8 protein-coding genes are annotated in these 12266 nt (G+C 67.1%); 7 read left to right on the top strand and 1 reads right to left on the bottom strand.

Annotation, left to right across the window (positions count from 1 at the left end; all coding sequences use genetic code 11):
* Window positions 1–25 precede the first annotated feature (25 nt).
* Window positions 26–349 carry an ArsR/SmtB family transcription factor gene (locus tag LNV28_RS00595; protein WP_263516983.1) on the bottom strand — a complete coding sequence of 108 codons (324 nt, stop codon included), beginning with the start codon at window positions 347–349 and terminating at the stop codon, window positions 26–28.
* A gap of 94 nt (window positions 350–443) precedes the next feature.
* Between LNV28_RS00595 and LNV28_RS00590 the strand changes: the two genes are divergently transcribed.
* The 7 genes from LNV28_RS00590 to LNV28_RS00560 all read left to right on the top strand — a co-directional run bounded on the left by LNV28_RS00590 (window position 444) and on the right by LNV28_RS00560 (window position 12074).
* The gene (locus LNV28_RS00590; protein ID WP_263516984.1) at window positions 444–2756 is read left to right on the top strand and encodes a heavy metal translocating P-type ATPase; all 2313 of its coding nucleotides are present in this window, start codon (window positions 444–446) and stop codon (window positions 2754–2756) included.
* 72 nt (window positions 2757–2828) lie between these two features.
* Window positions 2829–3203: a hypothetical protein gene (locus LNV28_RS00585; protein ID WP_263516985.1), complete on the top strand. Its 375-nt coding sequence runs from the start codon at window positions 2829–2831 to the stop codon at window positions 3201–3203.
* Between the two features lie 155 nt (window positions 3204–3358).
* On the top strand, window positions 3359–4678 hold the full coding sequence (locus LNV28_RS00580; protein ID WP_263516986.1) for a TolC family protein: 1320 nt from the start codon (window positions 3359–3361) through the stop codon (window positions 4676–4678).
* Entirely contained in the window at window positions 4675–5997 is a 1323-nt protein-coding gene (locus LNV28_RS00575) for an efflux RND transporter periplasmic adaptor subunit (RefSeq protein WP_263516987.1), read from the top strand. The genes LNV28_RS00580 and LNV28_RS00575 overlap by 4 nt, the downstream gene beginning before the upstream one ends.
* Window positions 5998–6029: 32 nt before the next feature.
* Window positions 6030–9263, top strand: a complete 3234-nt coding sequence (locus tag LNV28_RS00570; protein ID WP_263516988.1) for an efflux RND transporter permease subunit — start codon at window positions 6030–6032, stop codon at window positions 9261–9263.
* Window positions 9264–9462: 199 nt separating this feature from the next.
* Window positions 9463–10305, top strand: coding sequence for a hypothetical protein (locus LNV28_RS00565; RefSeq protein WP_263516989.1), 843 nt, complete (start codon window positions 9463–9465; stop codon window positions 10303–10305).
* Between the two features lie 323 nt (window positions 10306–10628).
* Window positions 10629–12074: a tyrosine-type recombinase/integrase gene (locus LNV28_RS00560; protein ID WP_263516990.1), complete on the top strand. Its 1446-nt coding sequence runs from the start codon at window positions 10629–10631 to the stop codon at window positions 12072–12074.
* Window positions 12075–12266 lie beyond the last annotated feature (192 nt).

The raw sequence follows: 12266 nt of genomic DNA, 5'->3' as shown, positions 1-12266 counted from the left end.
CTGTTCACTCGTTCACCTTCCCCACTCAGCATCCGCAGTCCAGCGGCTTGGGCTGCAAACAGTCCTGGCCCTGGCAGCAGTTTTCGCCGAGGTAGGCCAGCAGGCCGTTCATCTGCGCAAAGTCGGCGCGGTAGACCAGGTTTCGGCCCAGGCGCTCCTGGCTGAGCAGGCCGGCGTTGCTGAGTTCCTTGAGGTGAAACGACAGGGTGGCCGCCGGCAGGCCCAGGGCTTCGGCCAGTGCACCGGGCGTCAGGCCGTCCTGACCGGCCACCACCAGCAGGCGAAAGATGCGCAGGCGGTGGCTTTGGGCCAGGGCGGCGAGGGCGCGGATGACGTGTTCTTCAGGCATGGAATTTATTATTCCATATCTATGGAAATATCGAAAAGTAAAAACCAGCGATGCGCTTGACTCTGGACTCACTCCAGGGTTTCAAATGCAAGCCATGGACACACGCGCCCCTTCTGCTTCCCGCTCCGCTTCTCATGGGCATGCCCACAGCCATGGCCATGAGCACGGTCATGCTCATGCACACGCACATGCCCCGGCCGCGCCGGCCGCCCACGGCGACTGCTGTGGCCATGCCTGCGAGACGGCCGAGCCGGTGCTGCCGCCGGCCGCGCCCGCAGCGCTGGCCGGCTACACCCGCTACCGCATCGCCAGCATGGACTGCGCGGTCGAGCAGGCCGAGATCCGCGCGGCGCTGGAGCCGCTCGCCGGCATCGAAGCGCTGCGCTTCGATGTGCCCCAACGCCAGCTGGCCCTGAAAGCGCCGGAGGCCGTGCAGGCCCAGGCCCTGGCCGCCATTCGCCGCTTGGGCTACGAGCCGCAACCTTGGCCGCAGGACGCTGAGCAGGGCGGTGCCGCTGCAGCGCCCGCGGGGTTGGGCGCCGGCCTCTCGCGTCTGATCGCCTCCTTGCTGGCGGCCTTGGGCGCCGAAGCCTTGGCCTTTTTCGCGCCGGACACGCTTCCCTTCCAGATCGCCGCCATGGCCCTCGCCCTGGCGGCCATCGCCCTGGCCGGGCTGGAGACCTACAAGAAAGGCCTGGCGGCGCTGCGCGTCGGCCGCCTCAACATCAATGCCTTGATGGCCGTGGCCGTCACCGGCGCTTTTGTCATCGGCCGATGGCCCGAGGCGGCCATGGTGATGGCGCTGTACGCCCTGGCCGAGCTGATCGAAGCGCGCGCCGTGGACCGTGCGCGTCATGCCATCCAAAGCCTGCTGGCGCTGGCGCCCGAGGACGCCGAAGTGCTGCAGGCCGATGGCCAATGGCGCCGCCTGCCCAGCGGCGAGGTGGGCCTGGGCGCGACCGTGCGCCTGAAGCCGGGCGAGCGGGTGCCTCTGGACGGCCGCGTCCTGCGTGGCCAGAGTGCAGTGGACCAGGCCCCGGTCACGGGCGAGAGCCTGCCGGTGGACAAGCGGGCGGGCGATGCGCTTTACGCCGGCACCATCAACCAGACCGCGGCGCTCGAATTTGAAGTCACGGCCCTGGCGGCCGACAGCACCCTGGCCCGCATCATCCACGCGGTGGAAGAGGCTCAGTCCAGCCGCGCGCCGACGCAGCGCTTTGTCGATCGCTTTGCGGCCATCTACACCCCGGCGGTCTTTGTGCTGGCGCTGGCGGTGGCGGTGCTGATGCCCTGGCTGGTCGGCTGGACCTGGATGCAATCGGTCTACAAAGCCCTGGTTCTGCTGGTGATCGCCTGCCCCTGCGCCCTGGTGATCTCGACGCCGGTGACGGTGGTCAGCGGCCTGGCCGCGGCGGCGCGTCGCGGCATCCTGATCAAGGGCGGGGTCTATCTGGAAGAGGCCCGCAAGCTCAAGGTCGTGGCGCTCGACAAGACCGGCACCCTGACCGAAGGCCGGCCGGTGCTGACGCATTTTGAGTTGCTGCGCCCCGGCGCCGAACTGGCCCGCGTGCAGGCCTGGGCCCAGGCCTTGGCCTCGCGTTCGGACCACCCGGTGTCCAAGGCCATCGCCCAGGGCTTGTCGGTCGCTGTGGCGCCCGAGGTCCAGGGCTTTCGCGCCGAAGCGGGACGCGGCGTGGCCGGCCAGGTCGAGGGTCAGGCGCTGGTGCTGGCCAATCACCGCTGGATCGAAGAGCGCGGCCAATGCTCGTCGGAACTGGAGGCGCAGATGGCAGTGCATGAGCAGGCCGGGCGCAGCGTCAGCCTGCTGGCCGATGTCGGCGGCGTGCTGGCCTTGTGCGCCGTGGCCGATACGGTCAAGCCCTCCAGCCGGCAGGCCGTGGCCGATCTGATCGGTCTGGGCCTGACCCCGGTCATGCTCTCGGGTGACAACCCGCGCACCGCCCAGGCGATCGCGGCCCAGCTGGGCATCACCGAGCTGCGCGCCAACCTGCTGCCCGAGGACAAGCTGGCCGCCATCACCGAGCTGCAGGCCCGCCTGGGCCCCACGGCCATGGTCGGCGATGGCATCAACGACGCGCCTGCACTGGCGCGCGCCGACATCGGCTTTGCCATGGGCGGCGCCGGCACGCACACGGCCATGGAGGCGGCCGATGTGGTGGTGATGAACGACGACCTGTCGCGCCTGCCCGAGACCATCCGGCTCTCGCGCCGCGCCCGCGCCGTGCTCTGGCAAAACATCGCCTTGGCGCTGGGCATCAAGGCCGCCTTTTTGCTGGCTGCCTTGTTTGGTAGCGCGACCATGTGGATGGCAGTGTTCGCCGATATGGGCGCCAGCTTGCTGGTGGTGTTCAACGGCCTGCGTATGTTGCGCAGCCCGCGCCGCTGAAATTCAGCGTTTACCCGCATGATCGTCTGCCGCGCTGGCTATACTGCGCCCGCTTTTGTTCAAGCCCTCTCCATGCGTCGTCTTCTCCTCACCCTGCTGGCACTGTTGATGCTGGCCCAGTCCAGCTGGGCTGCGGCAGCGCTGTGCTGCATCAAGGAGTTCCAGGCCAGCGCGCTGGAGGCGGCCGTCCATCTGCAAGGCCAGGCCCATGCCGAGCCGCGTGAGCCTCAAGTGCTCGGCGATGACGGTGATGCGCTCGAGCTCCGGGCTCAGGATGTCTGCGCCCTCGGTCACTGCCATTGCAACCATTCGCCGCTGGCCGTGTCGCCCGACGACGGTCTAGGTGCCCAGGCCGACGGCGCCGAGCGGCGCCCGCTGCCGCGCTGCGCAGCTGCGCGCTCGCACATTCCCGAGGGGCGCGACCGCCCCAACTGGCTGCGCGCCTGAGCGGCGCGTCGTCCAAGCTACTCCTCCCTTTTGCTCGTCCTCACGCGGCCAGGCCGTGTGAGATGAGTTCGGCCTGATCGTTTCTTTTTCAGGCCCGCCGGACGCTGCGCCGACCACCCGAATGTGCTGTTTTTCCACACAAACCGGAGTGTTCGATGCGAACCCCTTTTCTCATTTCCTTTGTACCGGTGCCGGTGCGGATGACGCGCGCCAGTGCGCTGTGGCTCTGCGCCCTGGCGCTGCTGAGCCCGGGCTTGCGGGCGCAAACGCCTGAGCCTGTTCCCGCGGAAAGTTTGAGCCTGCCGCAAGCCCTGAACCTGGCCCTGAGCCACAACCCCGATCTGGCCGCTGCGCGCCTGGAGCTGCAGGCCCAGGAAGCGGCCGAGCAGCAAGCCGGCGTGGGCCCCAACCCCGAGCTCAGCCTGCTGATCGAAGACACGCGCCGTGCCAGCCGCAGCAGCACCGTGCAGTGGAGCCAGGCCTTGGAGCTGGGCGGCAAGCGCGCCGCCCGGGTGGCCGCGGCCGCCCATGCCCGCGAGCAGGCGGCCGTGGGTTTGCAGGCGCGGCAGGCCGAGCTGCAGGCCGCCGTCAGCTCGGCCTTCTTCGAACTGTTGGCGTCGCAGGAACAGCAGCGCCTTGGCGAATCGGCCATGCAGCTGGCCGAGCGCAGCGTGCAGGCGGTGCAGCTGCGCCTGCAGGCCGGCAAGGTGGCGCCGCTGGAGCTGCACAAGGCCCAGGTCGCCGCCGGCGCCGCGCGTGCGGACCTGGCCCAGGCGCGCAGTGAACTGAGCCTCGCCCGCCAGCGCCTGGCTGCACTTTGGGGCGGCGCCGAGGCCCGCTTCGATCGCGCCGAGGGCCAGGCCGAGCAAATGCCGCCCGGCAGCGCCGAAGTCGCGCCCAGCAGCACGGCGCTCGATGAAGCGCCAGCCCTGCGCCTGGCCCGCCTGGACATCGCCCGCCGCCAGGCCCTGACGGCCGGTGAGCGCGCCAAGCGCGTGCCCGATGTGACCGTCAGCCTGGGCGCCAAGCGTGAGGCAGAAACGGGGCGAAGCATGGCCGTGATCGGCCTGTCTTTGCCTCTGCCGCTGCGCGATCGCAATGAGGGCAATTTGCTCGAAGCGCTGAAGCGCGAGGAGCAGGCGCGCGAGCAACTGGCCGCCGCACAAGCTCGCCTACGCCTGGACCTGGCGCAAGCCCAGGAGCGTCTGCGCCAGACCCGCCTGCAGCAGCTGAGCCTGCGCGAGCAGCAGCTGCCGCTGGCGCAGACGGCGTTTGACACCGCGCTGCGCGGTTATGAGCTGGGCAAGTTCGCCTTCATCGACGTGCTCGATGCCCAGCGCAGCCTGTTCCAGCTGCGCCAGCAAGCCCTGCGCCAGAGCGCCGAAGCCTGGCGCGCCGCCGCCGAGATCGCCCGCCTTTTGGGGCTGCCGCCTTTCGCCGTGCAGCCCACCACCCAACAAGACACCACATCATGATGATGAAGAGCAATACCCACACTGAACCTACGAATCCCAGCCCGGCAGCACGCCCCAAGAAGCAGGCCCTGGCCGTGGCCGTGGTGCTGGCCCTGGGCCTGGCCGGTGGCTGGGCCATCCTGCGCGGCGGGCCGGCCGTGGCCGGGGCTGACGCCCATGCGCACGGCGAAGGCGAGGCGGCCCACGAAGAAGCGCCGTCTGTGGTGGCCCCGCCCGTGGTGGCCGCCTCGGCCCCTGCTACGGCGGCCAGCTCCGCCGACAGCGGCGAAGAGTTCGTCGAGCTCAGCGACGAGCAGCTGCAGCGCCAGGCCATCCGCCTGGAAGCCGCCGGGCCGGCCAACCTGGCCCGCAGCCTGGAGCTGCTGGGCGAGGTCAAGCTGAACCAGGACCGCAGCGTGCTGGTGACGCCACGCCTGGCCGGCCAGGTCGAGGCGGTGCGCGTCAGCGCCGGTGACCGGGTGCAGGCCGGCCAGGTGCTGGCCGTCATCTCCAGCCAGGCCCTGGCCGACCAGCGCAGCGAGCTGCTGGCGGCGCAAAAGCGCCTGGCTCTCGCGCGCGGCGTCTACGAGCGCGAGAAGAAGCTCTGGGAGGAAAAGATCAGCGCCGAGCAGGACTACCTCCAAGCCCGCCAGGCCTTCCAGGAGGCCGAGATCACCGCCGAGAACGCGCGCCAGAAGCTGCAAGCCCTGGGCGCCGGCGCGGCGGCCAGCGGCACCGCGGGCCTGACCCGCTACGAGGTCCGCGCGCCCATGGCCGGCGTGGTGGTCGAGAAAAAGATCAGCGTCGGCGAGGTGCTCAAGGACGATGCGCCCATCTTCCAGCTGGCCGATCTGGGCACGCTGTGGGTGGAGCTGAGCCTGCCGGTGCAGACCCTGGGCCAACTGCAGATCGGCGCCCGCGGCCGCATCCAGGGCGCGCCGGCCAGCGAGCCGGCGCTGACGCTGAGCCATATCGGCAGCACGGTGGCCGAGCAAAGCCGCAGCGCCATGGCCCGCTTGCTGCTACCCAACCCGCGCGGCCAGTGGCGGCCGGGCCAGCCGGTGACGGTGGCGCTGCAAACAGGCCAAACGGGCGCAGCCGGTGAAGTGACGGTGCCGGTGGCGGTGCGCAACGAGGCCTTGCAAAACCGCGAAGGCCGTGACGAGGTTTATGTGCGCGAGGGCCAGCACATGGTCGCCCGCGCTGTGCGCCTGGGCCGCAGCGACGGCAGCCACACCGAGGTGCTGCAAGGCCTGAGCGCCGGGGAGCGCTATGCCTCCGCCAACAGCTTTGTCGTCAAGGCCGATCTGGGCAAGTCGGCCGCAGCCCACGCGCACTGAAGAAGAAAAAAAGCGAGAGGACGCAAACCATCATGTTTGAAAAACTCATACGAACCGCCATCGCCCAGCGCTGGGCGGTGATGCTGGGCGTGCTGGCCATGGCTTTGTGGGGCGTGTACAGCCTGCAACGCCTGCCCATCGACGCCGTGCCGGACATCACCAATGTCCAGGTGCAGATCAACACCGAGGCGCCCGGCTACTCGCCGCTGGAATCCGAGCAGCGCGTCAGCTTTCCCATCGAGACGGCCATGGCGGGCCTGCCGAATCTGGAGCAGACGCGTTCGCTCTCGCGCTACGGCTTGTCTCAGGTGACCGTGGTGTTCAAGGACGGCACCGACATCTACTTCGCCCGCCAGCTGGTGAACGAGCGCATCCAGCAGGCGCGCAGCCAGCTGCCGGCCGGCCTGGCGCCGGCGCTGGGGCCCATCGCCACCGGCCTCGGTGAGATCTATATGTGGACGGTGGAGGCCAAGCCCGAGGCGCGCCGGCCCGATGGCCAGGCCTACACGCTCAGCGATCTGCGCGAGATCCAGGACTGGATCGTCAAGCCGCAGCTGCGCACCGTGCCCGGCGTGACCGAGATCAACACCATCGGCGGCCATGCCAAGGAGTACCTGGTGGCGCCCCGGCCCGAGCAGCTGGTGGCCCATGGCTTGAGCATGGCCGAGCTGGTGCAGGCGCTGGAGCGCAACAACAGCAATGTCGGCGCCGGCTATATCGAGCGGCGCGGCGAGCAGTATTTGATCCGCGCGCCGGGTCAACTGGGCTCGATCGAGGACATTGCCAACACGGTGATCCAGACCCGTCAGGGCCTGCCGCTGCGTGTGCGCGATGTGGCCGAGGTGGGCCTGGGCCAGGAGCTGCGCAGTGGCGCGGCCACCGAGAACGGCCGCGAGGTGGTGCTGGGCACGGTCTTCATGCTGATGGGCGAGAACAGCCGCGTGGTCGCGCTCGCGGTGGACCTCAAGCTCAAAGAGATCGCCCGCAGCCTGCCCGAGGGCGTGATCGTGCAGACGGTGTACGACCGCACGGTGCTGATCGACAAGGCGATTGCCACCGTCAAGAGCAATCTCTTCGAGGGTGCGCTGCTGGTGGTGGCGGTGCTCTTTCTCTTCCTCGGTAATTTGCGCGCGGCCCTGATCACGGCGGCGGTGATTCCGCTGGCCATGCTGTTCACGTTCAGCGGCATGGTGGCCAATCGCGTCAGCGCCAATCTGATGAGCTTGGGCGCGCTGGACTTCGGCATCATCATCGACGGCGCCGTGGTCATCGTCGAGAACTGCGTGCGCCGCCTGGCCCATGCCCAGGCCCTGGCCGGCCGGCCGCTCAGTCGCAGCGAGCGCTTTGCCGAGGTGTTCGCCGCCGCGCGTGAGGCGCGCCGGCCGCTGCTCTACGGCCAGCTCATCATCATGGTGGTCTACCTGCCGATCTTTGCCCTCAGCGGGGTCGAGGGCAAGATGTTCCACCCCATGGCCTTCACCGTGGTGGCGGCCCTGGCGGGCGCCATGATCCTGTCGCTGACTTTTGTGCCGGCGGCCGTGGCCTTGTTCATCGGCGATCACGTGGCCGAAAAGGAAAACCGCCTGATGGGCTGGGCCCGCCGCGGCTATGCGCCGGCCCTGGACTGGGCCTTGCTGAACAAGCCCCTGGTGCTGGCGCTGGCGGCAGTGTCGGTGAGCCTGAGCGGCCTGATGCTCAGCCGCATGGGCAGCGAGTTCGTACCCAGCCTGGACGAGGGCGATATCGCCCTGCATGCCTTGCGCATTCCGGGCACCAGCCTGAGCCAATCGGTGGCCATGCAGGCGGAGCTGGAGCGGGTGATCCAGACCTTCCCCGAGGTGCAGCGCGTCTACGCCAAGCTGGGCACGGCCGAGATCGCCACCGATCCCATGCCGCCCAATGTGGCCGACACCTTTGTCATGCTCAGACCGCGCGCCCAGTGGCCCGACCCCAAGCGGCCCACGGCCGACCTGGTGGCCGCGCTGCAGGCGGCCGTGGCCCAGGTGCCGGGCCAGAACTACGAGTTCACCCAGCCCATCCAGATGCGCTTCAACGAGCTGATCTCGGGCGTGCGCAGCGATGTGGCGGTCAAGGTGTTTGGCGACGAGATGGCGGTGATGGAGCGCAGCGCCGAGGCCATCGCGGCGGTGCTGCAGCGCATCCCTGGTGCGGCCGACGTCAAGGTCGAGCAGACCACCGGCCTGCCCATGCTCAGCCTGCAGCTGGACCGCGCCAAGCTGGCCCGCCTGGGCCTGAGCGTGGCCGAGGTGCAGGAGACGGCGGCGATTGCCATCGGTGGCCAGGAGGCGGGCACCTTGTTCGAGGGCGACCGCCGCTTCGACATCCTCGTGCGCCTGCCCGAGACCTTGCGCAGCGATGTGGAGGCGCTCAAGCGTTTGCCGCTGCGTCTGCCGTCCATGCCCACGTCCACGGGTGGAAATGCTTCGCCTGCTTACGTGACCCTCGGCGAGGTGGCGCAGTTCGACATGGCGCCAGGCCCCAACCAGCTCAGCCGCGAGCAAGGCAAACGCCGCGTGGTCGTGACGGCCAATGTGCGCGGACGCGACATCGGCTCCTTTGTGGCCGAGGCGCAAGCCCTGCTGCAGGCCGAGGTCAAGATCCCGCCGGGCTATTGGACCCAGTGGGGCGGCACCTTCGAGCAGCTGCAGTCCGCCAGCCAGCGCCTCAAACTCGTCGTGCCCCTGGCCCTGAGCCTGGTCTTGCTGCTGCTGTTCGCCATGTTCCGCGACCTCAAGGACGGCCTGCTGGTCTTCACCGGCGTGCCCTTTGCGTTGAGCGGCGGCATCGCAGCGCTCTGGCTGCGCGACATCCCGCTGTCCATCTCGGCCGGCGTGGGCTTCATCGCCCTGTCCGGGGTGGCGGTGCTCAACGGCCTGGTGATGATTGCCTACATCCGCAGCCTGCGCGAAGAGCAGGGCCTGGGCCTCGACGAAGCTGTGCGCGAAGGCGCGTTGACCCGCCTGCGTCCAGTGCTGATGACGGCCCTGGTCGCCTCGCTCGGCTTCGTGCCCATGGCCCTGGCCGTGGGCACCGGTGCCGAGGTCCAGCGCCCGCTGGCCACGGTGGTGATCGGCGGCATTCTGTCCTCGACGGCGCTGACCTTGTTGGTGCTGCCGGTGCTGTATCGGTGGGTGCATGGGCGCAGGGCAGCGGGCCAGGCCTCGGCGCACGGCGCCAATTTGCACGAAGGGCAGCAAGCGCAAGGATCACAACAGAGCGCAAGCGCCGCAGACCTCAGCGCCTAGCCAGTGCTGTTGCAACGCTAGGCTCTGCGCCGCCATCACCGCCGGGGGCGAATCCGCCCCTTCGGGTGATGGCGTTGTGGCGCTGCGACGGGCAAGCTGCGCTCTGCCTGGCGGCGGCTGCGATGAATGAGCGGGCACACCAAGCCAGGAACAAGTGACCCAGCGAACAAACAGAGCGAGAGTGAAAGGGGCGGATGTGATGCGCAAAGAGGTGGCCATGCCGGCGGGCCAGATGTGGCTGGACGTCGTCGAGGGCGAGGTGGTCTCGCAGCAGAAATGGAGCGAGACCCATGTGCGAGGCTCCGGCGGTGGCGGTTACATCAACCAGGGCTCGGGTCAAATCGCGAGCACCCAAATCATCAGTTCGACCTCGGAGCAGCTGGAGTTCTGGGTCAAGAGCGACGACGGCAAGGAGACCGCCTTCCGTCTGTCCGATGTCGACATGGCCGTGCGCGCCGGTCAGCGTGTGCGGATTGCCAGCGGCACGAAAGCGGGCGGCAAGAAAAAGAGCGCCCCCTTGCTGGCTCAGAACTTTGCCAGCGGCGAGACCCATGCCTTGATTTCGGACTGGCAGCGCTGGGCCCTGTCCGCCGGCCTGCTGCGCCGCCCGCTCTGGTATCGCCTGCTGACCAATTGGGTGACCTTGGCCTTGGCCGTGATTTGTGCTTTGGTCCTTCTGCATCAGCACACCCATCCCGAAGCGAGCCGGGCCCTTGATCATTTGATGGCGCATGCCAACGGCGTGATCCCTGTCGCCGAGTTGACGGGCACGTTGACGGAGCAGGCCGCCTCGGGCGGCAGCGAGTTGGTCCGCGAAACTCGGCAATGGGTGGATGCCGGTGCCGACCTCAGCAAAGGCAAGGTGGCCGCCAACGGCATTGCACTCTTTGGCTTCGTGCTGTTTCTGTGGCTGGTCTTCGCGCTCGCGCTGAAGCTGGTCGGCCGGATGCTCCTGAGCCTAGTCTGGTCGCGGGGTGCTGGGCGTGATGTTCGCAAGCGGGTGCTTGCGGCGTTTGAGGCTCAGCCTGAGGCTCGCGCCTGACAGATACCTCGTCTTCCTCTGCTGCTTCACTGTGCTTGCAGAGAAGCACAGAGCGCCAGAAAAGAAAAAAGCCCGCAACCTTTAGGTTGCGGGCTTTTCATGTTTTGGTGGCGCTTCAGGGATTCGAACCCCTGACCTGCGGATTATGATTCCGTTGTATTGCATGTTTGCTTGTGTTGAACGGAATTGATTAAACATATAAAAATCAACAACTTAGTGATAAAGTTTGCCTTGAGGCGTTGAAGGAAGTTCGCCTGTTTTTAAAGAATAGTCTTACATCCGCCCTTACATCGGTGGCGGTGTAAGACAAAGAAGAGGTCAGCATGGCGAAGGTGTCTTTCACGGTCGGCAGGGTCAACGGGTTCAAGTGTCCTGGCGACAAAAAGCAGGCGTTTCTATGGGATTCCAATGTGCTTGGCCTCGGAGTTCGGTCCACGCCGGCTGGAAAGCCAGCCTATGTGTTCCAAAGCACCTACCAAGGCAAGGACCTGCGCCTGACCATCGGCGGCCTTGATGCCTGGAGCATCCCTGAAGCACAAGCCAAAGCGCGGGAACTGCAGCGGATGATTGACGAGGGTAAAGACCCACGTGACCTCAAGCGCAGTGCAATCGCGGCGACACAAGCCCGAAAGGTGGCTGAGGCAGCGCAGGTGGAGGCGGAGAAGCTGGCCAGCGTCACCGTCGGCGAGGCTTGGGCGGTTTACCTTGAAGACCGCAAGCCTTTTTGGGGCGAGCGCAACTTTGCCGATCACGTGAAGATGAGCAAAGCAGGCGGAGAGGTCAGCAAGCGCGGCGTCAAACTCGCTCCCGACGGCAGCAAGCCGAAGACACTGCCTGGTCCAATCTTCCAATTGATGTCGTTCCAGATCCGGGAACTGACGCCGGCTGTGTTGGAGGCATGGGCCGGAGAACACGCGGCAGTTCGACCGACCTACGCACGCCTTTGCTGGCGCTGCATGAAAGTTTTCTTGAATTGGTGCGCCGAGCATTCCGAGTACTCGCGCTTGCTGGTCAATGCCAATCCGGCGAAGACAAAGAAGGCGCGTGAAGTGCTCGGCAAACCGGCAGCGAAAGATGACGCCCTATTGCGGGAGCAACTTCCGGCCTGGTTCAGCGCTGTGGAGCAAGTTAAGAACCCCGTCATCAGCGCCTACCTGCGCGTGTTGCTGATGACAGGCGCGCGTCCGGGCGAAGTGTTGACTTTGAAGTGGCAGGACGTGAATACGCAGTGGAAGAGTTTGGCCATCCGGGACAAGGTGGAAGGCGAGCGCTTGATTCCACTCACTCCCTACGTTGCTCATCTTCTCGCCGGTCTGCCTCGCCGAAATGAGTGGGTTTTCGCGAGTACAAGGGCGCTCAGCCTGGACCCGGAGAGCATTCGACGGCGGCAGGCGAAGCACTCTCGAAAGGGCTCGACTGCACCCACAGGCGCCCTCGTGCAAGCCAGTGCAACCGGGCACCTAACCGATCCCAGCAGCGCGCATCGCTGTGCTGCTGCCGGCGCAGGGCTCGAAGGTCTGACCCTGCACGGTTTGCGTCGCAGTTTTTCGAGCCTCACCGAGTGGTTGGATATCCCGTCTGGCGTCGTCGCACAGATCCAGGGCCACAAGCCCAGCGCGACGGCCGAGAAGCATTACAAGCGCCGCCCCTTGGATCTGCTGCGAGTTCACCATGAGCGTATCGAGGCGTGGATCCTGGATCAGGCAGGCGTTGCCTTCGAGGCCGCAGGCAGTTCCCAGGCCCGTCCGAAACTGTCTGCTGTTTCCTGATGTAGCTTTGAGCGCGCTACGACAGCTTTTCCGCCTGTCCCAGGGGACTCACCTGGGAATCCCCCTGGAATCCCCCTGGAATCCCCGGCGAATCCCCGGCGAATCCCCGGCGAAACACCGCTTTGCCGAAGCGTCAGACTGCAGAGCACTCCAGCAAGCACGGTCGCGTTTTAGTGATGCCTGCTGCACTAG

The sequence above is a fragment of the Paucibacter sp. DJ2R-2 genome, assembly GCF_025717675.1.
Classification (GTDB): Bacteria; Pseudomonadota; Gammaproteobacteria; order Burkholderiales; family Burkholderiaceae_C; genus Paucibacter_A.
This window is presented reverse-complemented; position numbering and strand designations above follow the sequence as displayed.

Coding starts and splice junctions, on each gene's coding strand:
- LNV28_RS00595 (WP_263516983.1), bottom strand. CDS start 349: ATGCCTGAAGAACACGTCATCCGCGCCCTCGCCGCCCTGGCCCAAAGC.
- LNV28_RS00590 (WP_263516984.1), top strand. CDS start 444: ATGGACACACGCGCCCCTTCTGCTTCCCGCTCCGCTTCTCATGGGCAT.
- LNV28_RS00585 (WP_263516985.1), top strand. CDS start 2,829: ATGCGTCGTCTTCTCCTCACCCTGCTGGCACTGTTGATGCTGGCCCAG.
- LNV28_RS00580 (WP_263516986.1), top strand. CDS start 3,359: ATGCGAACCCCTTTTCTCATTTCCTTTGTACCGGTGCCGGTGCGGATG.
- LNV28_RS00575 (WP_263516987.1), top strand. CDS start 4,675: ATGATGATGAAGAGCAATACCCACACTGAACCTACGAATCCCAGCCCG.
- LNV28_RS00570 (WP_263516988.1), top strand. CDS start 6,030: ATGTTTGAAAAACTCATACGAACCGCCATCGCCCAGCGCTGGGCGGTG.
- LNV28_RS00565 (WP_263516989.1), top strand. CDS start 9,463: ATGCGCAAAGAGGTGGCCATGCCGGCGGGCCAGATGTGGCTGGACGTC.
- LNV28_RS00560 (WP_263516990.1), top strand. CDS start 10,629: ATGGCGAAGGTGTCTTTCACGGTCGGCAGGGTCAACGGGTTCAAGTGT.